Here is a 20,735-nt window from a genome sequence, read left to right as displayed (position 1 = left end):
ATGACCGGAGCATAGCAGTGGGGCTGGGGATTGTGTTCGTTCGGTAGGATGCCGGAGAGGAGGTCGTGCTGGGCCTTCCGCCACTAGTGCCGGCGGGGTGGCTCATGGAAGAGCACGTGTCCAGCTTACTCCAGCGCATGCTCAACGAATTATCGGAATCACCGGCGACGGCGACCAAGGATTGATTGCCTTGGCGGCGTGCCAGGCGTATGTGAGGGGGGTATCACATTGAGGTTGAATGACCGCAATTTTCGGCGCTGGGCCAGGTACTGGCAAATGTCGCCCCCATTCAAAATGGTCGGTTGCTATCCTGCGCCGCGCTTACTTGGTTTTGGAGTTGCGTCAGGACACTCATCGGCCCATCGCGTAATCGTCATGTCATTGAATTGCTCCCCAATGGTGTCGACACGCAGGCAAGCGCCGTTCTTTGAGTAGAACAAGATGCAACGCGAGCTATCAAAAGAGCAGGTATCGACCTCGAAGAACTTGCGTGCAGCCAGCTCCCGCTCCACGCCACTATATTCATAGCCATCGGTGGTATGCATCCGCGTCGGCTTCCATCCTTGTTTGACGAGCTTGGCCCTGGCAGCGACCAAGGGCTCACCGACGGCGATGCCTGCCGGCCCGCGCTTGTCGCTTGTCGCCTGCGAGCCATCTGCAAACGCTGCGCTGGTGCCAATGCAATAAAGTGCGACGAGCGCGAGGATCGAAGCCTTCATTTGACAATTCCTCCACCCTAAGCAATGCCCGAAAAATGGCGGGCTGATATTGATGTTCCTCTAATCTGTCTCGGGGCACTTGAAATTCCACGCATCAATTTTCAGGTCTTTTACTTCTTCGCCGGTAGTGGTGATTCCGAGGTATATATTATTTTTTATAATTTAATTTGCAGTGTTGCACTCCTTGAGTGCATCTTCCTATTTCAATAATGCCCATGTTTTTAAGGGTCTCCGCAGTGCCTGCTGGCTGCATCTCGTTCGCTAAACTTGGCTTCCAGCCATGTTTAATCAATGCTTTTCGCGCACTTAAAAACGGCATTCCACTCGTGATTGGCACATCCGTTGCATTTGCAGAAAAGACTAAAAACAAAGAGAGATGCAAGCGGTAGAGCGTAGTTTTATTTTGTGGCTCCACCAAATCCCTTGTAAGTGGTTACGACATCGTCAAATGAGTATGTTCGCGAAAAATAATTACTGATGATGTTCGTTTGTATTGTTCTTTAGATCTGTAATCAGGTCTGAAGTAGGGATGTATACGGTGTTGGTGTAATAAGCTTTGAATCCATAAGCGGTGATGTATACCTGACATGGGATGCTCTCTTGCCCCGCTAACAGAGTCTCTAAGACTGTGCCCGAAGTTATTGGGGTTGGGATAGATATCCCTCTTTCTTCGGTTGTGTTGAATGATAGCCAAGAGCGGAAGTAAAAGTGTCCATTTTTACTGGGTGTGGCGTCAGCTTCTAAAAGGCCTAGGCCTCGCATTTTAATTGTGTGGTTTACATCAAAGTTCTTGTCATGATCCAAGGAGCATATAAGTGTAGGGGTGTTTTGATTCTGTTTTTCGTAGATATTGAAGACGTCGCTAAGATCTTGATCTGATTCGAGCGTCACGTAAAGCAGCGTGTCGCCATAGTGCGCAAATCCTAAAAACGTCAATGACGCAGTCGGGATGTTGGGTGTCCGAGCACATGCGCTGCAAATCAGTGCAATGGCCAGTATCAGTGATCTTTTAGCTGTGATCATTTAATATTTTTCACGTAGGCATCATAAAGAAAGTCCAGAGCACATTTTGCACCTTGGATCGGCGCAACCATCATGTGGCTCGCAAGCGCGTGGTGTATGTCGACTGTTGCATTTATCGCGGGGCCTTGGCTCACAATCCATCGTTCTCCGAAGTTGGCAACGTGGTCCGATGCGTCCGATTTTATCGGGTTGGCGCGGATATTGATCCACATGTCGGCAACGGGGGTTGGTTCGGAGTAGTCGATGTTAGAGCCTAACCAAACCAGAAAGCCTTTGCCGACAGGATCCAAGGTTATTAGGAGTGCGATTTTGTAACCCTCATCAGAGAGTATCTTCGAGAGGTGAGCACCATTCCACCCGCCTAAGCTGTGTCCGACGATATAGATAGGGCATGATTTGTTAGGAATGAGGTTTGTGATGTGTTCTTTGATATCACGCCCCCCACGAACCTCATTATATCCCCAGACGTGTTTTGTGTATTTTTCGAAAAGTTGTGCGTTTTTCATCCTCTTTGACATCAGTACCTCGACTTCATTAATGTTGTGAAATGCACCTTGAAAATAGTAGCTTTCTTGGTCTCCAGCACCACCAATGTAAAAAACAATGGGTTTGGCGGTGGGTACAGGTACGGTCTTTATCTGTGAGTTGCTCACCGCTGTCAGTGTGTGGGTGGCCACCAGACTTGCTGTCTTACCACTCGGCAAAATGATTTTCTCAGCTTCCATGTTCTTAATCTTCCAAAAATAGTTTGACGCTTTCAGCCAGATGCGAGCTCACTACATGGGTGTAGCCCAACGCATCACTGACCCCATGTTCAATGCTGCCGTCGGCGCGCTGAATACCGTAGGCATGGTTTGGCATGGATTCACCCGTAGCTTCGTCGACCAGTTTTATCTTGTCGCTGAAGTGTACTGGCATTGGCAACAGGCCGCTGAAGGGTGCCGGTACGAAGGTGTCACCGATAATGATAGTGCTTGCGCCTGCCGTCACCGTATTGCCATGGGCACCGATGCTGTCGACGGTGGCGGCATTGAAGCCATTGATAAATACGGTTGAAGAGACGCCGCCGGTAATCGGGCTCCCGCACGCCGAGGTGTCGTTCAGGCGGGCAGCACCCAAGCCTTCGAAGATCACATCGGATGAGCCGGTTACCAGCGAATTGGTGCCGTGACCCGAAACTGGGCACGCGGTGGGGTCGGTGATGCGTGCAGCAGGTTTGCCACTCATGGGAAGGTCCTTCTCAAGTGTTCAAAGGGGGTAGTAGAGCTCAATGGGAGTGTCTGAAAGTCGCCAGCTTTCATCCACGGGGTTGTACATGACTCGGTGGTTTTCTTGGGGCGGACGGCAGGCCTTGAGTGCTTGCCAGGCGAGCTCGGTGCAGTCATCCATGGCGTGAGCGGAATAATCATCAAGCTGGTTGAGCCAGGCGTTGTAATTGGGCATGTCAACGCTGCGGTATGCATCAAGCAGTGTCTGCGCGACTTCCTCACCCCAATTCAGGAATCGCCCAGGTGCCCACGGGCCGGTCTGGGCATAGACAAACCAGCCCAAGCTCGTCAAGTCACCATTTGCCAACCGTAACGTGCCGCGCTGCGAGGTAAAGCCACAGGTGATGTGGACGGTCAGCCAGCCCTGGTGTTGTTGGATAAATTCGGTGGGATCGAATTGTGCCAGCGGTATGACACGATAGCCCGTGCCAGGCATTGACCTGGCGACCAACTCAGCGTCCAGTCTTGAAACAAAGGCCCGAATCGCCTTTCCTTTGCCGGATGCCGCGCAAAGAATTTCAACTGGTGTGCTCGTAGGCGCGTCGCTGAATCCGACGATGCGAACCAGTCCATAAAGACGCAATGAGGTTTTCAGGCCGCTGGGATGAAGCAAGGCATCGGGTATGCAGGCGCAGGGGATAGGCACGTCCATGGGTGAAGATCGCATAAAATTTTACGGTCCTTGTAAATTTGCGTCGCGAAGAATGCCCCAAGCAGAAGCCGGGCTCAACAATCTTTACAGCGTTTTGGCTGGTATCCGGTCAATGACCGCCGATTACCTGGGCCATACCGCCCTGGCGTTACAGCTCGGCGTGGAGCGTCTGGCGTGGATGGCCGATCGTGTCCCTGGAAGTGGTGTAGCTGAACCAGCCGAAGGCGCCCGGCGGGCGGAAGAGGTTGGCCGTCGTGGTGCCTGGCTTGTCGGTGTGTGTTCGCAACTATCACCGTAGGCCAAGCCCCGCCATTCTTCATTTTTCGCTTTAAGTTCAGTTGTCTAGCAACTAATAGAAGGTTGTTAAAGTCCCAATTATTATTATGTTTGGCGATAAGGAATATTCTCATCAATAGCGAATAAAAGTTGGGGTGTTGGTTTTTTTGGGGTTGGTATCTGCGAATGTTGACAGAAGGGATTTGTCATTCTTTAATGGTGAAGCGTATCCAAAGAGTGGATTCGCGTAACCGGGAGAGGTTCTTGCTCAGAACCTCCGTACCTATGGAAACAGGGAAATAAGGAAATTAAAATGTCTGGATTAGCCAAAGAAACACTCTCGAACCTGGGCGTGTCGCCGAGAACTAAACAGGTCATCCTCTTCGACCAAGACGGGATCAAGATCACCTTGGAGCTGCCCGTTAAAGTGCAGATCAAACTGAACGATCAGGAGTACTATACTTGCGCTCCGGTTTTGCACAATAATACGCTCTTTCCCATCGAGTCGGCGGAGTTCATTGTCAAACTCAATAACGTGAGGAGTACCGGTGGCGCGAAAAACGAGATCGCGAATGTGCAATGGTGGGATCCCATCAATTTCGATGGAAACTCGAGCATGACGTTCAAGTGTCATTCGGTTAAACCCAAAGATAAGCGCACGTGTACCCCCGACGTTCCCGACAGCTCTCAAATCCGCTGGAGCAGCACGGTGTCGAACGGGGACGGCAGGCAGACCCTCAATAATACCCTGAGCTTAGTCTCGCTCATCTGCAAACCGGCTGATCCGAACTCCGAGATTGACGATGGGCCTGAAATCATTATCGGTTAGCTGATTTGCCATCGCGGGGCCCGTCAGTCAGGGCCTCGCGGTTGTCCCCGGTTCTACGGTGTACTATATGGTCAAGTCCTCAAGCTGAGTCTTGAGCCTAGCCAATCGCTTTTGGTTGTAGGTCAGCAAACATCTGGCGCAGGCGTTTGGGTGTCGGCGCAAACCGCAGGCGTTGCATAACCTGCCGGTTTATCGTGGCTTCATGGCAGACAACACGATTGATTCAATCAGAGACTGGGTGGCGGCGTGCTTCTGCTCGTCTGGTGTATTCCATGAGTTGTAGAGGACCGGGCCAGCATCGCTCATCAAGATATCGCCATCCTTCAGAATCCTGAATGCCCAGATTTCTGGCCATGCCTCTTTTCCCTGTTCATCCAGCGTGTGCTTGCGTAGCACCACGCGACCGAATGTCCCATTCCCTTCATTTGCATAGATCAGGTTGGCCCTGACCAGGCCAAAGTGGCCTTCAATCTGGAAGTAGCTCTCCGAGGGAATGGAGAAACTCACGCCAAACCGGCTCTCCGTGAATTTGAAAAGACTGGAAAGCCGGTTTCGCAACCCATCGATGTATCTGTTTACTTGCTCGATGTCCTGGACAACGTGACCGATTCCGCTGAGGGATTCTTCGGTATAGGCAGAAAACAACATGGCCCGACTCCTTGGATGATTGGAGTCGCATTATGCCGCTCAGTCAGCGCCTTAGTGATGTCCTGGCTCATGGGATGGGCTTGACGCAGGCACATTAGGGAACTGATGGACTACGCCGTGACGCCATTCGTCGCCTATGAAAACCTGGCGCGCAATACACCAGCCTGTCTGGCTTGCGGTTTGCAGAGGCCGGTCGTAGCAGCCGTAGAACGACATAATTCTGACGCGGCAGCCATCCAATCAACGCTTCAGGACTCCAGCGATACGCTTGGTCAGTCACCGGGAGATGTACCGTGTCAACTCTCAATGAAATCGCAGCGAACCACGCGAGAATGGCCAAGGCAAAAGAAGAAGAGTCGACCGGACTGAGTGAGCTACGCCTCCAGATAGCCTGTAGTTTCGAAATCCCAGCCAGTGAGGCTCAAGAGTGCATTCCACCGCACCTCATCTCTGGAACGCACGACCATCAACTCGGACAAGCAGCCAGCTGTTTGCTCTGACTGCGCTCGACCGGGCCGGCCCCAGGAATGCCTCAATCAATTGGGTCGCCCCGGTCAGCGTCCGGCGCATATCCACTTTTGGTGCCCGCTCCAGGCGACGAACATTTGACTACGCAGGCCCGGCAACGCACGCATGAATACTAATTGGAATGCCTGTCATGCGCATTCCATGCAGGTGCTGCGTTTTAATGTATTAACGCTGCCGGGGTGGGATTTTTAAATGGATTTCAGAGGGGGCGAAAAGGCGGAAGGGCTGTCTGCTTCACTACTTTTTCACAAAAATATAACGATTTGATTACTGGGTTAGTTGGGGCTGAAGCCGGTATGGATGAAAGTAAGGCGGTGAATGATAATGACTCCCTTCTTTGGTTTTTGAATCCGAATTTTCTTCGTTTTCTCTAAACTTTCCAACGGGCGGCCGATAATATTAATTCAAATCACTGCTTCTTCGAGGTATTCGAAATGACATCAGCCATTGGTAGTTCAATGCATGTAACCATGCCTGTTAACGCCCCAATCAAGCACCAGCAGGCGCCCGCTGCCCAGATTGACAGCGACGGCGATCACGACGGCAGCAAGCCAGGTGAGGTCGAAAAAAAGGCGACTTCAGGCTCCGTCGGTACGATCATCAACACCAAAGCTTAACCTGTCATTGACGTCGGCCCTGATACCCATGCCTTCAGCTTTATCTACCGATAAAGTTGGAGCGGGAAATGGGGCCGACGCTCTTGCTCTTCACGGTTCCAATATTCAGTCTCGTGACTCAACCAGCCGCTGATTTTTATCAAGATATTTAACCTGGGTTCATTGTCTTATATCAGTCCATTATACTTTCGTCGTAGGGCGCGTGGTTTTTATAAAATCGTGTTTCCGGGGCGAGCAGATCACCGCTGTTTTTCTCCCTCCGCGGCAAGCTGTAACTTTCCATCAGAAACGTATATTTCCTTGAAGTCTTGCCCGTCGTGTAACACAAACAAGGCGTCCATGCCGCGCTCCTGAGCCAGGCGTGGACCTTCGTTTTCGCCCAGCACCATCAGTGCCGTGGCCCAGGCGTCGGCGAGCAGGCCGGTTGGCGCCACTACGGTGACGGCCGCGAGGTTGTTTCTCAGCGGTGCGCCGGTCGCCGGGTCCATGGTATGGGCATAGGATCGACCGGCCACATCGACCCACTGTCGGTAGTCGCCGGAGGTTGCAATGGCGGCGTCGCTGAGCTCCATCACCCCCATCACTTCACGTACGCCTCGGTTGGGTTTTTCCAGGGCCACGGCCCAGGCCCTGCCGTCGGGTTTGACGCCACGGGCACGCATCTCGCCGTCGATACCCACCAGGTACCGTGTGATGCCGAAGCCTTCCAGGCTACGGGCCAGTTCATCCACGCCGAAACCCTTGGCGATACCGTTCAAATCAAGGTTGAGCGCGGCGCGCTTGCGCACCTGATTGTGTCGTGTATCGACCACCAGGCCCGCGCTGGCCGACAGGCGAACTGGTGGTGGGCTCGTCGCGGACGGCGGTTGCGTGACCGTCTGTTCGCCGGGGCCGAATCCCCAGGCATGCACCAGATCACCAACAGCGATGTCAAAGGCACCGTTGGATTGCTGGTTGATACGCAGCGCCGCGGACAACACCCTGATCATCTCCCTGGGTACCGGCACCCATTCCTGTTCGGGGGCGGCGTTGAGGCGATTGAGGTCGGAGTTGGCTTTCCAGGTCGACATCTGCTGGTCCACCCGGCCCACGGCGTGCGCCAGGTCCTGGCCAATGACATCGGTATCGATCCCTGTCTCGGCGTAGAACAAGGCCGTGTAGCGAGTGCCCATGGTTTCGCCACTCAAACTGTAGCGTTGCAGGTCAGTAGACATCTTCACGGTAGCGTCCTTGGGCTTTCAGGGTCAGCACGCTGAGGTCGAGAGGCGCGAGTACTTCATCCAGCGCCTGCATTACGCTCCTGGCCATTTCGCGGCGGCCACACACCAATACCTGGGCGCCTTTTTCAATCAGCCGGCGCAGGGACGGTGCATCGCTGATCAGGCGGTCCTGCACGTAGCTGCGCTCCTGGGTTTGGGAAAAGGCCGCGCGCAAGGCCGTGAGGCGTCGGTCAGCCAGGTAGCGCTTGAGCTCCGGCTCGTAGAGAAAGTCCGAGGCCGGGTGGCGTCCGCCCCAATACAGGTGCATCGAGTTATGGTCCTTGTTGTTTCGGATAAAGCCGGCCAAGGGACCCATACCGGTCCCGGCCCCGATCAGGATCACCGGCTGGCCGCCGGACGCTGGACGGAATTGCGGGTTGGGCTGGATAAAGGCGTCGATCTGCGCACCGATCTCCAGATCATGCAGAAACGCGGAGCACAGGCCGTCTTCATGTTTACGGACGCAGATTTCCAACACGCCATCCTCCGAACGGCTTGCCAGCGAGTAGAAACGTGGTACCGGGCTGCCCGGTGGGAGGATCCCTACCAGGTCACCGGCCTGGAAGCTCGGCAACTCGCCGATAGCCTTGAAGCGTAGTATCTGGGTCGGCGCATTCACCTGTTCACCGTAGACGATGCGCCCCGCCAATTGCAGTGGTTGGGTGTGCGGGCGCTCGGGGGTGTGAGTCAGCGTCAGGTCCTGTCCCAGCACCCCTCCCAGTGCGTATCCCCAGCGGGCAAACTCCTGGGAGGATTGGCGGTTGATGGTTTCAAGCTCCAGTAACGCCGAGCCGCCGGCTTGCAGCATCGCGTCCTGGATCTGACGGGCAAACTGACAGAACCGGGCAAACTGTCGATCACCAAAGCCCAACACGGCAAAGGGCTGGCCGGGTTTGAGGCCGGTCTCACGAAGCCGCGCCAGGAACTGCGAAGCCGAGGCGGGTGCATCGCCGTCGCCGTGGGTTGCCGTGAGGATGAACAGACGCTTGGCGCCAGGGTATTGGCCAGTCCATTCATTCATCGAGGTGCTGTGTACCTGATGGCCGGACTGGTGCAAGGCTGTATGGAGCGCCTTGGCAAAGCCCCAGGTACTGTTGTTTTCGCTGCCGACCAGAATCACGCTGTCGGCCGATTGCGCGTCGCTGTTGTGGCTCAGGTTCGGTCCGGCCTGGCGGCGACGCCACCACAGCAGGACACCGGTCACGCTCATCAAGGGAACGCAGAGCGCACAGACACCAAGTGGCAGGCCCAGCCACCAGAGACCTTCACCCGTGTGCAACTGGTAAATCCATTCGTAAATCCTGAGCATCGCATCATGGGGCTGATAGGACAGCCAGTCGCCGCTGGCCGGATTCACGTAGCCGTCGCCATGTGCCGTGCGCAGGGAAAACAGGTCCTGTGGGTTGTCGGGGCTTGGGTAAACCAGCTCGCGCAGATCATTCAGGTCGGTGGCTTGCAGGGCCCGCAGACTCGCCACTGGCAATGCCGGAGCAACACGGATCCCACTGGGGAGTGGCGGTTCATCCTGGCTACCGTCGGCGATCAGCCCCAGGGTACTGGCGGACATGTATAGCCCGCTCAGTGCCGACAGCAGCAGGCCGAGCAAGGCCAGGCGTCCGACTTCAGAATGCCAGCGCTGGCTGAACGTGCCCCGCAGCGGCCGCAACAGATTGCGCCAGCCGCCCAGGCGCCGCGTCAGCAATAGCGTGCCGGACACCGACAGTATCAGGATGAACAGCGCGCCGACGCCAGATACAGCGTGCCCCGGTGTACCGAGGAACAGCGAGCGATGCAGGTCTTTCACCCAGCGCGAGAAGGCGGACGGTTCATAGGGCGCGAGGCCTTGGCCGGTCAATGGGTCGACGGTTTCCGTCGCGGTCTGATCGTTCTGGTTGTAGTAGACGATTACCGTTCCAGACGCGGTGCGGCGGATCTGCTCCACGCCAGGAAAATGCTCGGCAACGCGCCCGGCCAATTGGCCGACAGTGACCTGCCCGGTGGCGCTCGGAACGCTGTGCAGGCGCTCCAGGGCCGGGTCAATGGACAGCAGCGCGCCACTGATGGCCAGGAGCATAACCAGCAATGCGGCGATCAGGCCGGGCAGTGAGTGGAATTGGCGAAGCATGTTCAGCCTCCGGAAACAGCAGGTGTTACAGGTCGTAGGTAAAGGACTTGACGTAGGTATTACCGAGGGTTGTCTTGCCCGCCCCTTTGGAGGTCAGGGGCACGCTGACGTCGGCACGGCCTTCGCGTTGGTTCTCCACGGCGCTGTCGATATGGATCTGAAACCCGGCATCGATCAAAGTGTCCGCCAGCTCGACGCTGACCTTGAGGGTGTCGCCGCTGCCGACGCTGGCGCCGCTGATGCCATCAAATTCAGCGGGTCTTTGGCCACTCCCCCGCGCCCATTCGCTCAGGTGCCGGTAATACTTGGCCCGGCGGCCGGCCACCCAGAGGGTTTTCTGGTACTGGCCATTACCGTCAGTGAGGTAGATCGCCAGATAGGCCTCGCTACCGCTGTAGTCCTTGAGCTGGGTGGTCAGGGTTACTTCACGGGCATGTGCCTGCACTGGCAGGGCGAGGGTGCCGACGAGGCAGGTTGTAGCGATGAGGGTTTTCATGACGATATCCTGTTCGAGCGTTGTGACGAGAGTCTGGACTGGCTGGCTGACAGCAACCTGAACCCTTGGAAATAGCTGCCGGAGGCGGCACCCGTGGCATACCCTAGAGCGCAATCCTGACAATCACCTGAATCTTCAGGTTGATGTCAGCAAAGGCGTTTAAGGTGTGCCACGACAACCATTACGAGAGGTGCCGCATGCGGGTTTTGCTGGTCGAGGACGCAGTAGGGCTGGGGGATGCCGTACGCGAGCAGATCGCCGATGACGGCCACGCGGTGGATTGGGTGCAGTGCCTGGACCATGCACGCAGTAGCGTGCGCACCACGCCTTACGACCTGATCCTGCTCGACCTGATGCTGCCGGATGGTCGCGGACTGGACTTTCTGCGTCAGCAGCGCTCGGCGGGGGATGTGACCCCCGTGATCATCCTGACCGCCCAGGATCAGATATCCGAGCGTATCGCCGGCCTCAACGCCGGTGCCGACGACTACCTGGTCAAGCCGTTCGATCTGTTTGAACTCTCGGCCCGGGTTGCCGCCGTGGCCCGACGGTACAGCGGTAATCCCAACCCGCACATCAAATTCGGCGATCTGCAGGTCGATATGAGCGCCCGCACGGTGCAGCGCGGCGGCCTGGTCGTGGACCTCACGGCTCGCGAGTGGGCGCTGTTCGAGGCGTTTGTGCAACGTCCCACGGCGCTGCTGTCCAAGTCACAACTTGAGGAGCGGTTGTATGCCTTTGGCGCCGAAATCGAGAGCAATACCATCGAGGTCTATATCAGCCGCCTGCGTAAAAAGCTCGGCCGGGAAATGATTGAAACCGTGCGTGGCATGGGTTACCGGTTGATCTGCGAATGAAGCCGTCTGCAAGCCTGCAAAAACGCTTGGGCCTGGGCCTGACCCTGGGCATGACCTTGCTTTGGCTGGGGGGCACCGTCGGCGCCTGGCTGGTGGTGCAGCATGAGCTGAACGAGGCGTTCGACAGTGCGTTGGAAGAAACCGCGCAACGCATCCTGCCGTTGGCTGTGCTGGAGATCGGCAGTCGTGAACAGGAGTCCGAGGCACAACATGTGCCCACCCTGAGAATGCACCAGGAATACCTGGCTTATCGGGTGCGCGATGCCGAGGGCAAAGTCCTGATGCAGTCCCATGACGCCAGCCCGAAGATCTTCAGCAGACCGTCGAGCGAAGGCTTCTCCAACACTGAAAAATATCGTCTTTACAGCGCCAGTGCGCGGCATGGAACCGTGTTCATCGAGATCGCCGAGCCCCTGAGCCATCGTCGTGAAGCCGCTCGCGAAGCGCTATTTGCCTTGTTGCTGCCGTTGCTGGCACTGATTCCCATCAGTCTGCTGGGCACCTGGCTGTTCGTACGGATCAGCCTGCGCAGCGTATTGGCCTATCGCCGTGCCGTCGAGGTGCGTGGTGCTGGTGATCTGTCGCCGATCACGGTGGCTCGCCTGCCGGCTGAAATCGATCCGCTGGCAGAGGCGGTCAATCACCTGCTGGAACGCTTGCGCAAGGCGTTGGAGACAGAGCGCAGTTTCACCGCCAACAGTGCCCATGAACTGCGTACACCACTGGCCGCGACCCTCGCGCAAATCCAGCGACTGCGCCACGAGGCCCCCGAAGGACCGTTGCGAGTGCGTGCGACCAAGATCGAAAGCTCCCTGCGGGAGTTGACCCGGCTCTCGGAAAAGCTCATGCAGCTGGCCAAGGCCGAAGGGGGCGGGCTGTTGTCCGAAACGCCCCAGGACCTGATTCCCTTGCTGGCCCATGTGGTTGATGAATGGAACCACAACAGCGGTCGGCGGATCGAGTTGCAGCTACCGACCCAGGCCAGTGTCTTTACAGCCATCGACCCGGACGCCTTCGGCATCCTGTTGCGCAACCTGATCGAGAATGCGTTGAAGTACGGTGCGACGGATCAGCCGGTCGAGGTCAGTCTCACTAGCCAGGGTCTATTGCGGGTGGCCAATGGTGGTGCTGCGGTGCCGGAGTCGGTGTTGCAACGTCTGACCGAGCGCTTTGTAAGAGGCAGCAGCGAGAGCAGTGGTTCGGGGCTGGGCTTGGCCATTGCAAAGACCATTGTCCATGGGGTCAAGGCAAGCATGACGTTAGCCTCTCCCGCACCGGGCAGGGCAGATGGTTTCGAAGTGGCCATCCAATTTCATCTCGCGCCGACGCCGTCCGGTTGAGTGCGGTCCCTGGGCTTTAATCGCCAGCACTCAAGTTTGAGGATGGCGATGTCTTTCTGATTTTGAATCGGTAAACAAGTGTCATTCACGTGAGCAGGGTGGTTTGAACAAATCACCCATTTGCCAATAAAGTAAAGAGGTCTGTTATGCCCCACGAAACTGTCGTCCAACGTTACGCAAAAATGTCGATAATTTTGCATTGGCTAATGCTGGCGCTCTTTGTCGGTGTCTATGCATGTATCGAAATCAAAGGGTTTTTTCCTCGTGGTGGTGCCTTGCGAAGTTTCTTTCTAGGTACCCATGCAGTGTTTGGCATGGCTATTTTTGCCTTGGTATGGGTGCGCCTGTTAGGGCGTTTGAAAGCAAGCCCGCCGATCTTGCCCAAGCCACCTGTCTGGCAAACGCTGTTGGCCCACATGGCTCATCTGGCGTTGTATGGGCTGATGATCGCTACCCCGTTACTCGCCTGGTTGATGCTCAGTGCTGCTGGCAAACCGATCCCGTACTATGACTTTATGCTCCCCTCGCCAATAGCGCTCGATCCCGATATGGCGAGGCAACTCAAAAATTGGCATGAGTGGGTTGGAAATGCGGGGTACTGGCTGATCGGATTACACGCCTGCGCAGGGCTTTTCCACCATTATTGGGTCGGCGATAACACGATGGTACGGATGATACCCAAACGTTTTCATCCCTGAGTATCGGTACCGATGCAAACTTGACCCTGACACAATGCCCGACATGACTTGTAAATGGTCCACACCTAGCTAGGCTCCACCAAAAGGTTATGTCACTTGACAGCCTCTTTCCAGAGGGCATTGAAATGTATCCGAAGGATGGCGACGCAGGCGGAAAGAGGGCGGTGACGTGGTGGTTTTTTTTCAGGTTGCTTGGGCAGCCGGGAACCCTGCTGGGGGGGCTGATGTTCCTCCTGTTCTGTCAATCCGCCCAGGCCCTGCCTTCCTTTGCGCGCCAGACAGGACAAAGCTGCGTTGCCTGCCATGCCGGTGGGCAATTTCCTGAGCTAACGCCTTATGGGCGTCTGTTCAAGCTGACAGGTTATACCAACGGCGTACAAACCAACCCCCTGGCCGCCATGATCGTCGGTGACCTCACCTCGACACGTAACAACAGCGATGGCGCGGGCGGCTCGATTTCACCGAAGGACAAGCAATTCCTCATTGATTACTCCAGCGTGTTCCTGGGCGGAAAAATCACTGACGTCATCGGCGGCTTTGCCCAATTCACCTACAGCTCGTATGACCACCAGGATGGCTCGGGTAATTGGGTCAGTCACCTGGGCTCGGACAATTTTGATCTGCGTTATGCGGATCGCCGGGCGGATGCCTCACGGGATGTCATCTGGGGGGTTACATTGAACAATAACCCAACGGTGCAGGATGTCTGGAACAGCACCCCCGCCTGGGGCTATCCGTATGTCAGCTCCACATTGGGGGCTTTTGGCGGGGTTCCAGCCTCGACGCTGATTGAAGGGGGATTGGCTCAACAGGTGGCGGGTATCGGGGCCTATGTCTATTTGAACAAGTCGTTGTATCTGGAACTGACCTCCTACCAGACAGCCAAGGATACGTGGGGCTTTCTCAGTCTGGGTAACAAGAAGGGCGACACCTACCATCCGTTGACGTACATGGATGGCTCAAGCCCCTATGCGAGGCTGGCTTATACCTATGAGTGGGGCGCCCAAAACATCATGGTGGGCGCCTTTGCAATGAAGGCCAAAATTCTTCCCATGGATGACTCCAACAATCCGGTCTACGGCCAGGGCAGCACCGAGTACCGAGACCTGGGCTTCGATGGGCAGTATCAGTACCTTCTTGAACCCCATGCTTTTACTGCGCAGATACGGTATGTCAAGGAGGAAATAAAAGATGACACCCATACGCTCTTTGACGGCCCGGCGTCCCTCCGATCATTCAAACTGAAGGGCAGTTATGTGTACCGTGCCAAATATGGTGCGAGCCTGGCCTATTCCAATGTCAATGGCAGTTCGGATGCCATGGCGTATCCGAACAGTGCCAATCTCTCACCCAATACACAGATGTGGACGCCAGAGGTTTTTTGGTTGCCGATGCAAAACCTGAGGGTCGGACTTCAATATAACTATTTCACCCGTTATTTAGGTGCATCGAGCAACTATGACGGTAACGGCCGTAATGCCAGTGACAATAACACCACGTATTTCTATATGTGGTACGCGCTTTGAACGGTTGAGCACAGGGGTGTGAACCCTGGAGGCGATGGGCATGAAGGGTACTTTCAAGCGTTCACCTTTTTTTCTTGCCCTTTGCGTGGTGGCGCTCACGGGGTGTACAGGTACGAACGGGGAACTATCGAAAAAGACCTCATCCCTGTCCGGTACCGCCATGGCGGAAAAGGTGTGCTCCATGTGCCATGGACTGACCGGGGAGTCTGTCTCGCCGATGTTTCCAAAGTTGGCCGGCCAGCAAAAAGAGTATTTGAAGTTGCAACTGACTGACTTCAAGGGGCATGCCCGCAGCGATGAAAGCGGGACTCAGTACATGTGGGGATTTACCCATTTGACAGAGACCCAGATCAGCGAACTGGCAGACTATTTTTCAAGTCAGAACCCCATGAAGGCTGACGCTGATACGCCTGATGCACGCGGCGAATCAATCTTTCGCCAGGGGGTGCCTGGGTCGGGTGTCATCCAGTGTAATTCCTGTCACGGTGCTGACGGTCAGGGCAATGGCCAATTTCCGCGTCTGGCGGGTCAACATGCCTACTATCTGATCCGCCAGATCAAGATTTTCCAACAGACTGACCAGCGTCCCCGTGGGGCCCTGATGAAGCAGGTCACTCATTCACTGTCTGATGCAGATGCTGAATCGGTTGCTCATTATATTGCGACACTCGGGGTGAAAAAATAGGAGGCTTTGTGGCCCCTGATGCCGTGTGGATCCGACAGCCCGTCCGGATCAGCGCCTATTTCTTCCTCGAACCCGCCTCTGCGGCCAGGCACTCAAGGGCAAACTGCTCGGTGTAGGTCATCTGGATGGGGGTGGTTTCGCCCTTGACGGTCCTTTCGCCATCCAGGATGTAGCGAATGCGCTTGTCGGTCACGCCGATGCGTTTTGCGATCCAGGACGGGGTTTGTCCGATGCGCGCAATCAGCTTGTCGGCATATTCGGTGGAAGGGTTGTAGAACTCTGCGTTGGGTGTCATGTGACGTCCGGATAAAGGTGGGTCTGTGATGCATTTTTGGGGTAGGGGACACGGTGCACCAATTATTGGACGGTGTCGCGGCCTCAATGAAGAAGCCCCGGAATCCGGGGCTTTGTCGTTTCTGGAGTTTATCGGTCCACCATTAATCCACGTTCGCCTTATCACCAATTGCATCCGGTTCAGCGGTCGCCGGCCTGGACGTGATGCATTTGTTTGAAGACCTTGCGGCCGCAACAGGACAGCGGCGAGCGCGACCCCATCTTGCAGCCTTGGTGGCAGACGTTTTCCGGTCCGTTTCTGTATTAGCCTGGGCGGCGCCATTTGCCGGCACCATTGCCTGCTTTTGTCGACTATCTGCACGAACTGTCGGCTGAATCGTGCAAGCCCGCGAACTCTTGGTAAACGGTGCCAACGCTCGACTTGGCTGCTCTGCGCGACCGCCTGGAGCTCCGTATCTGTGCGTTCAGGCTTCCTGGGAGCGCTTGACCGGGAACGACACGAAAGGCTTGATCTCCTTGAGTACGAACATACTCTGCATCTCCTTGATACCGGGCAACTGCCGGACCACCGACATCGCGAAGTCGGCAAACGAGTCAAGATCGCGCGCCACGACCTGCAACAGGAAGTCGGCGTCGCCACCGATGCTGTAGCACGCCACCACATCCTCCAGCTGCATCACTTCCTGTTCGAACTTCCGGGCCTCGGCTTCGCTGTGATGGTCGATGCTGACCCGTATGAACACCATGACCCCCAACCCGATCCGGCGTCGGTCCAGCACCGCCCTGTAACCTTGGATATAGCGATGTTCTTCCAACTGCCGGACCCTGCGCCAGCAAGGGGAGGCCGACATGCCGATCTGCTCGGCCAAGGTCTGGTTGGTGATCCTGCCGTCCTGTTGCAAGGCGGTAAGGATTTTGACGTCTGTCAGATTCAGTGTCTGAGAGGTCATAAATTTCGCTTTCCTATGATAAGGGGGTGAATCCTACCAGAACTCGGCACTCCGGCAATTTAAATAGAAAATTTTTCCCTGACTAAAAGGGATAATATTTCTCCAGTTTCTGAACTTGAAGTGACCAGGGTTTAGTGGCTACGCAACCATCGATGCCGTCGGCGTCGTTGAATAAATAAAACCGATCATTATTAACTCACTGTTGCGCTGGGCTTGCGCCAGGTGTGTCAGTCAGCGGAAACAGGCTATCGACTTTGTAGTGAGGTGGGTGTTTGAAACTCAAGAGACGCGCTGTGCATACCTGATTCGTCTCAATTCGCTGCCCGCTGCAATGGTTGGCTCATGAGGCAGGCGTGACGGTCTTCAAGTCGCTCGGATTAGCGGTGGTGGATCTGGTCTTCTCCCGGGAAGTTGTCGGACAGTGGCTTGCCGGCTTCCGTTGAAAGCGTTGATAGCCTTGCTTGTCGCAAGCGCAAAGCGTCGGGCAAGACAATAATAAATGACCTGAGGAATATGACATGCTCGATTTGACACAAGTACTTACCTACTCGGCTGCGCTGGGCATCGCTGCGGCCATTCCCGGCCCCGGCATGGCGGCGCTGGTGGCGCGCAGCGTCAGTGGTGGTGCGTTGTCGGGCTTTTGCCTGCTGTTTGGGTTGATCCTCGGCGATCTGACCTATCTGTCATTTGCCGTCTTTGGCCTGGCAATGATCGCCGAGCACTTCAACGCGTTGTTCCAGCTGGTGCGCTGGGCGGCGGCGCTATACCTGTGCTATCTGGCCTGGCAGTTCTGGTTCGCCAACCATCAGGCTATCGAAGTCGGCAGGCCGGTGAAGAGGCAGGAGCTGCTGTCGGCGGCGATATCCGGCCTGACCATTACCCTGGGCAACCCGAAGACCATCGCCTTCTATCTGGCGTTGTTGCCGCTGGTGATCAACCTGGAGACGGTTTCGTTGCAGACCTGGGGGCTGATGCTGGTGCCGCTGACCATTCTCGTGCTGCTCGGTGTTGGCGCGCTGTTCATTGTCAGCGCGGTGCGCATCCGGCACCTGCTGTCGAGCTTGCGAGCACAACAGCGGCTGTTCCGTGGTGCGGCGGTGATCATGGTGGCGGCTGCCGCGGCGATGCTGATTCGTTGAGGCGCTCTTGCTCCTCGTGGCTGCCGTTCAGGCAATCTGGTCGTGATTGAAATTATGCTGCGCAGAGGGTGCAGTGAGGCGCTGAAGCGCGAACTCTACAAAAAATTGCTGACAACCTCGGGGCTCAGGCATGGTGTGTCCGCAAGACATTTTCATCTTCATGCATGAGAATGACTGTTTGGATTACTCAGTGAAGCTTGGGTAGATTTGCCCTGGCACTGGAGCAACGGGCCGGTGCTGCCTGCGCTGTGTAGCGGCCAGGTGTTTCACCCTGATCAATCCACCCAACAAGCTGTTGGTCAACACAAGCGAGTGGTTCAAACATTGATCGAGCGACGTCAATTCAGCGGAGGGATGAAGGGGAAAAATCTCCGCTATCTGAATGATAGACCTGACCTGCCCGCGCAAATGACCCGGACAGGCTTTCTGCTGCTCGAGCATTTCTCCCTGCCGGCGTTCACCCAGGCTCTGGATACGCTGGTCACGGCGAACCTGCTGCGCCCCGGGTTGTTCTCTTCACGAACCTTCGGCTTGAATGACGGGGAGGTCATCAGCGACCTGGGCCTGGTGATTCGCCCTGATGCCCGTATCGATCTGGCAGCCATTCAAAACCTTGAGTTGTTGGTCATTTGCGGCGGTTACCGGACTGAACTGAAGGCCGATGACCCGCTCATCAACCTGCTGCGGGCTGCGTCGGACCAGGATGTCAGCTTGGCCGGGTTGTGGAATGGCGCCTGGTTCCTGGGCCGGGCGGGTTTGCTCGATGGCTACCGTTGTGCGATTCACCCCGAACATCGGCCGGCGCTCGCGGAAATCTCCAAGGCGACCCATGTCACCAGCGAGGCCTATGTCATCGATCGCGACCGGCTCACCGCGTCCAGCCCTTCAGGGGCTTTCCATATGGCATTGGACTGGATCAAGGGCCTGCACGATAAAGCCCTGGTCGAAGGTATCGAGGACATCCTGGCGTTCGAGGAGTCGCGCTACCGGCGTATCAAACCGGCCGAGAATGTGTGTGTGAGCGCACCGCTGCGGGAGGTGGTCAAGCTGATGGATGCCAACCTCGAAGAGCCTCTGGAGCTGGAGCAACTGGCGGCCTATGCCGGTCGTTCACGTCGGCAGCTCGAGCGTCTGTTCAAGGAGCAATTGGGCACCACGCCGCAACGCTATTACCTGGAACTGCGTATCACCGAAGCACGCCGACTGCTTCAGCATACCGAGCTGTCCCAGGTCGATGTGCTGGTGGCCTGCGGGTTTGTGTCGCCCAGCCATTTCAGCAAATGCTATAGCTCGTATTTTGGCTACAGGCCTTCCAAGGAAAAGCGCCTGGTCAAATAATCTGGGTGGATCTTCGGGTTCCACCCCTTGTTGCAAGCCTGCCAATACCCGCCCGTCACCCTGGACGTGCCGGTTCTTCCCAAGTGCGCTGCGTGGCCTGACCAAGCCCGTCGAAGTCACTTCAAATACGAGCGCAGCGCCGACACCACCTCATCCACATCCTCGCGACGCTGGGCCGGCGTGATGTCGTCCGTGCCCAGGTGCTCGCGGATATGTCCCTCCAGCACCTCGGCCATCAAGCCATTGATCGCCCCGCGGATCGCCGCGATCTGTTGCAGCACGGCGATGCACTCGACTTCCATGTTCAGCGCGTTTTCCAGCGCTTCGGCCTGGCCCTTGATGCGCCTGACACGGGTCAGCAGGCGCTTTTTATCCTTGATGGTATGCGGCATGGAATTGTCTCGTTGAGTGTTATCTATACTGGGGTATAGTATATTTCGACCTTGTCATCAGGACTGTAGCCCAATGTCTTCGCCCAATGCTACTCATCAGAACTGCCATTCAAAAATCCTCAACGACGGAAACCCCCTGGCGGAGACCAACACCCGGCGTGCCATGATCCTCACCGCCATCATGATGGTCGCCGAGATCTTCGGCGGCTGGTACTACAACTCGATGGCGCTGTTCGCCGACGGCTGGCACATGAGTTCTCACGCGTTGGCGCTGGGGTTGTCGGTATTGGCCTACGGCGCCGCCCGACGGCTGTCCAGCGACAATCGCTTTGCCTTCGGCACCTGGAAGATCGAAGTGCTGGGCGGCTACACCAGTGCGCTGTTTCTGGTGATGGTGGCGGGGCTGATGCTGTATCAATCGGTTGAACGGCTGATTGCGCCCGCCGCGATCCACTACGATGAAGCCATCGTCATCGGCATCGTCGGCTTGATGGTCAACCTGGCCTGCGCCTGGTTGCTCAAGGACGGCCATGCCCACGATCACCACCACGACCATCATCATGGTCACGGCCATGAACACGGCCACGATCTGAACCTGCGTTCGGCCTACCTGCATGTGGTGGCCGATGCGGCCACCTCGGTGCTGGCGATCCTGGCGTTGATCGGCGGCAAGGTCTGGGGCGCGGCGTGGCTCGACCCATTGATGGGGATTGTCGGCGCGGGGCTGGTGGCGAGTTGGGCCTATGGGCTGATCCGTCAGACCAGCCGTGTATTACTGGATGCGGAAATGGATGCGCCAGTGGTCGAGGAAATCCGTGAGGTCATCGCGGCCAGCCCGATTCGGGCCAGCATCAGTGACCTGCATGTCTGGCGGGTTGGCAAGGGCCAGTTTGCCTGCGTGCTAAGCCTGGTGACGCAATTGCCGACCACGCCGGACTACTTCAAGGCACAACTGGCGATCCATGAGGAACTGGTGCATATCACGGTTGAGCTTCACCTGCCGGCCTGATGGGTTGTCGCACTGAATGATGTTTGGATGAAAGATATATGTAGCTGGATGTAATCGATGCTTCCAG

Annotated in this window: 22 protein-coding genes and 2 pseudogenes; 12 read left to right on the top strand and 12 right to left on the bottom strand. The window is 56.4% G+C overall.

Translation table 11 applies throughout. The annotated features are described in order from the left end of the window. Positions 1–73: 73 nt before the first annotated feature. Positions 74–232 (top strand): annotated as a pseudogene (locus tag M5B99_RS12365) (lysis protein); the annotation flags it as partial. A gap of 73 nt (positions 233–305) precedes the next feature. Here the strand turns inward: M5B99_RS12365 and M5B99_RS12360 are convergent. From M5B99_RS12360 to M5B99_RS12340, 5 genes are all read right to left on the bottom strand, one after another. Beyond that, positions 306–719, bottom strand: coding sequence for a hypothetical protein (locus M5B99_RS12360; RefSeq protein ID WP_248804276.1), 414 nt, complete (start codon positions 717–719; stop codon positions 306–308). A 148-nt stretch (positions 720–867) separates the two neighbouring features. Further along, the gene (locus M5B99_RS12355) at positions 868–1,134 is read right to left on the bottom strand and encodes a hypothetical protein (RefSeq protein ID WP_248804275.1); all 267 of its coding nucleotides are present in this window, start codon (positions 1,132–1,134) and stop codon (positions 868–870) included. 604 nt (positions 1,135–1,738) lie between these two features. Further along, positions 1,739–2,467: an alpha/beta hydrolase gene (locus tag M5B99_RS12350; RefSeq protein WP_248804274.1), complete on the bottom strand. Its 729-nt coding sequence runs from the start codon at positions 2,465–2,467 to the stop codon at positions 1,739–1,741. Between the two features lie 4 nt (positions 2,468–2,471). Then, on the bottom strand, positions 2,472–2,969 hold the full coding sequence (locus tag M5B99_RS12345) for a PAAR domain-containing protein (RefSeq protein ID WP_248804273.1): 498 nt from the start codon (positions 2,967–2,969) through the stop codon (positions 2,472–2,474). A 21-nt stretch (positions 2,970–2,990) separates the two neighbouring features. Then, positions 2,991–3,662, bottom strand: coding sequence for a hypothetical protein (locus M5B99_RS12340; protein WP_248804272.1), 672 nt, complete (start codon positions 3,660–3,662; stop codon positions 2,991–2,993). Positions 3,663–4,251: 589 nt separating this feature from the next. Here M5B99_RS12340 and M5B99_RS12335 point away from each other — a divergent pair. Continuing rightward, positions 4,252–4,767, top strand: a complete 516-nt coding sequence (locus M5B99_RS12335; RefSeq protein ID WP_248804271.1) for a hypothetical protein — start codon at positions 4,252–4,254, stop codon at positions 4,765–4,767. A gap of 189 nt (positions 4,768–4,956) precedes the next feature. Here M5B99_RS12335 and M5B99_RS12330 read toward each other — a convergent pair whose 3' ends face one another. Further along, complete coding sequence (locus M5B99_RS12330) at positions 4,957–5,415, bottom strand: hypothetical protein (protein ID WP_248804270.1); 459 nt, start codon at positions 5,413–5,415, stop codon at positions 4,957–4,959. Positions 5,416–6,377: 962 nt separating this feature from the next. On the opposite strand from M5B99_RS12330, the gene M5B99_RS12315 reads away from it, so the two are divergent. After that, positions 6,378–6,560, top strand: coding sequence for a hypothetical protein (locus M5B99_RS12315; RefSeq protein ID WP_248804268.1), 183 nt, complete (start codon positions 6,378–6,380; stop codon positions 6,558–6,560). A 239-nt stretch (positions 6,561–6,799) separates the two neighbouring features. Here the strand turns inward: M5B99_RS12315 and M5B99_RS12310 are convergent, their stop codons facing one another. The 3 genes from M5B99_RS12310 to M5B99_RS12300 are packed head-to-tail and all read right to left on the bottom strand — an operon-like array spanning position 6,800 to position 10,440. Further along, positions 6,800–7,774, bottom strand: coding sequence for an FAD:protein FMN transferase (locus M5B99_RS12310; RefSeq protein WP_248804322.1), 975 nt, complete (start codon positions 7,772–7,774; stop codon positions 6,800–6,802). Further along, the gene (locus M5B99_RS12305; protein WP_248804267.1) at positions 7,764–9,944 is read right to left on the bottom strand and encodes a PepSY domain-containing protein; all 2,181 of its coding nucleotides are present in this window, start codon (positions 9,942–9,944) and stop codon (positions 7,764–7,766) included. The genes M5B99_RS12310 and M5B99_RS12305 overlap by 11 nt, the downstream gene beginning before the upstream one ends. 25 nt (positions 9,945–9,969) lie before the next feature. Beyond that, a complete protein-coding gene (locus M5B99_RS12300; protein WP_248804266.1) occupies positions 9,970–10,440 on the bottom strand; it encodes a DUF2271 domain-containing protein in 471 nt (156 codons plus the stop codon). A gap of 197 nt (positions 10,441–10,637) precedes the next feature. On the opposite strand from M5B99_RS12300, the gene M5B99_RS12295 reads away from it, so the two are divergent. From M5B99_RS12295 to M5B99_RS12275, 5 genes are all read left to right on the top strand, one after another. After that, positions 10,638–11,297: a response regulator transcription factor gene (locus tag M5B99_RS12295; protein WP_248804265.1), complete on the top strand. Its 660-nt coding sequence runs from the start codon at positions 10,638–10,640 to the stop codon at positions 11,295–11,297. Next, positions 11,294–12,637, top strand: a complete 1,344-nt coding sequence (locus M5B99_RS12290) for an ATP-binding protein (protein WP_248804264.1) — start codon at positions 11,294–11,296, stop codon at positions 12,635–12,637. Before M5B99_RS12295 ends, M5B99_RS12290 begins: the two co-directional genes overlap by 4 nt. A gap of 146 nt (positions 12,638–12,783) precedes the next feature. Then, entirely contained in the window at positions 12,784–13,335 is a 552-nt protein-coding gene (locus tag M5B99_RS12285; protein ID WP_248804263.1) for a cytochrome b, read from the top strand. A gap of 89 nt (positions 13,336–13,424) precedes the next feature. After that, complete coding sequence (locus M5B99_RS12280; RefSeq protein ID WP_248804262.1) at positions 13,425–14,861, top strand: cytochrome C; 1,437 nt, start codon at positions 13,425–13,427, stop codon at positions 14,859–14,861. Between the two features lie 40 nt (positions 14,862–14,901). Then, positions 14,902–15,546, top strand: a complete 645-nt coding sequence (locus M5B99_RS12275; protein ID WP_248804261.1) for a c-type cytochrome — start codon at positions 14,902–14,904, stop codon at positions 15,544–15,546. Positions 15,547–15,601: 55 nt separating this feature from the next. Here M5B99_RS12275 and M5B99_RS12270 read toward each other — a convergent pair whose 3' ends face one another. After that, positions 15,602–15,841 carry a hypothetical protein gene (locus tag M5B99_RS12270; protein WP_248804260.1) on the bottom strand — a complete coding sequence of 80 codons (240 nt, stop codon included), beginning with the start codon at positions 15,839–15,841 and terminating at the stop codon, positions 15,602–15,604. Positions 15,842–16,020: 179 nt separating this feature from the next. Between M5B99_RS12270 and M5B99_RS12265 the strand changes: the two are divergent. After that, positions 16,021–16,144, top strand: a pseudogene (locus M5B99_RS12265) (LysR family transcriptional regulator); the annotation flags it as partial. Between the two features lie 160 nt (positions 16,145–16,304). On the opposite strand, the gene M5B99_RS12260 reads toward M5B99_RS12265, so the two are convergent. Then, positions 16,305–16,790 (bottom strand): Lrp/AsnC family transcriptional regulator, encoded by a 486-nt coding sequence (locus M5B99_RS12260; protein WP_248804259.1) that lies wholly within the window; start codon positions 16,788–16,790, stop codon positions 16,305–16,307. A 518-nt stretch (positions 16,791–17,308) separates the two neighbouring features. Between M5B99_RS12260 and M5B99_RS12255 the strand changes: the two genes are divergently transcribed. Next, positions 17,309–17,929 carry a LysE family translocator gene (locus tag M5B99_RS12255; protein ID WP_248804258.1) on the top strand — a complete coding sequence of 207 codons (621 nt, stop codon included), beginning with the start codon at positions 17,309–17,311 and terminating at the stop codon, positions 17,927–17,929. A 324-nt stretch (positions 17,930–18,253) separates the two neighbouring features. Continuing rightward, on the top strand, positions 18,254–19,267 hold the full coding sequence (locus tag M5B99_RS12250) for a GlxA family transcriptional regulator (protein ID WP_248804257.1): 1,014 nt from the start codon (positions 18,254–18,256) through the stop codon (positions 19,265–19,267). A gap of 116 nt (positions 19,268–19,383) precedes the next feature. On the opposite strand, the gene M5B99_RS12245 is transcribed toward M5B99_RS12250, so the two are convergent. Further along, the gene (locus M5B99_RS12245; RefSeq protein WP_248804256.1) at positions 19,384–19,659 is read right to left on the bottom strand and encodes a metal/formaldehyde-sensitive transcriptional repressor; all 276 of its coding nucleotides are present in this window, start codon (positions 19,657–19,659) and stop codon (positions 19,384–19,386) included. A 73-nt stretch (positions 19,660–19,732) separates the two neighbouring features. On the opposite strand from M5B99_RS12245, the gene dmeF reads away from it, so the two are divergent. Continuing rightward, positions 19,733–20,668, top strand: a complete 936-nt coding sequence (gene dmeF / locus M5B99_RS12240) for a CDF family Co(II)/Ni(II) efflux transporter DmeF (RefSeq protein ID WP_248804255.1) — start codon at positions 19,733–19,735, stop codon at positions 20,666–20,668. The last annotated feature ends 67 nt before the right edge of the window (positions 20,669–20,735 follow it).

Origin of the sequence: Pseudomonas sp. MWU13-2100, assembly GCF_023242365.1 — a bacterium.
GTDB lineage: Bacteria > Pseudomonadota > Gammaproteobacteria > Pseudomonadales > Pseudomonadaceae > Aquipseudomonas.
Note: the sequence above shows the minus strand (reverse complement) of the source record. Positions and strands in the feature narration are given on the sequence as shown.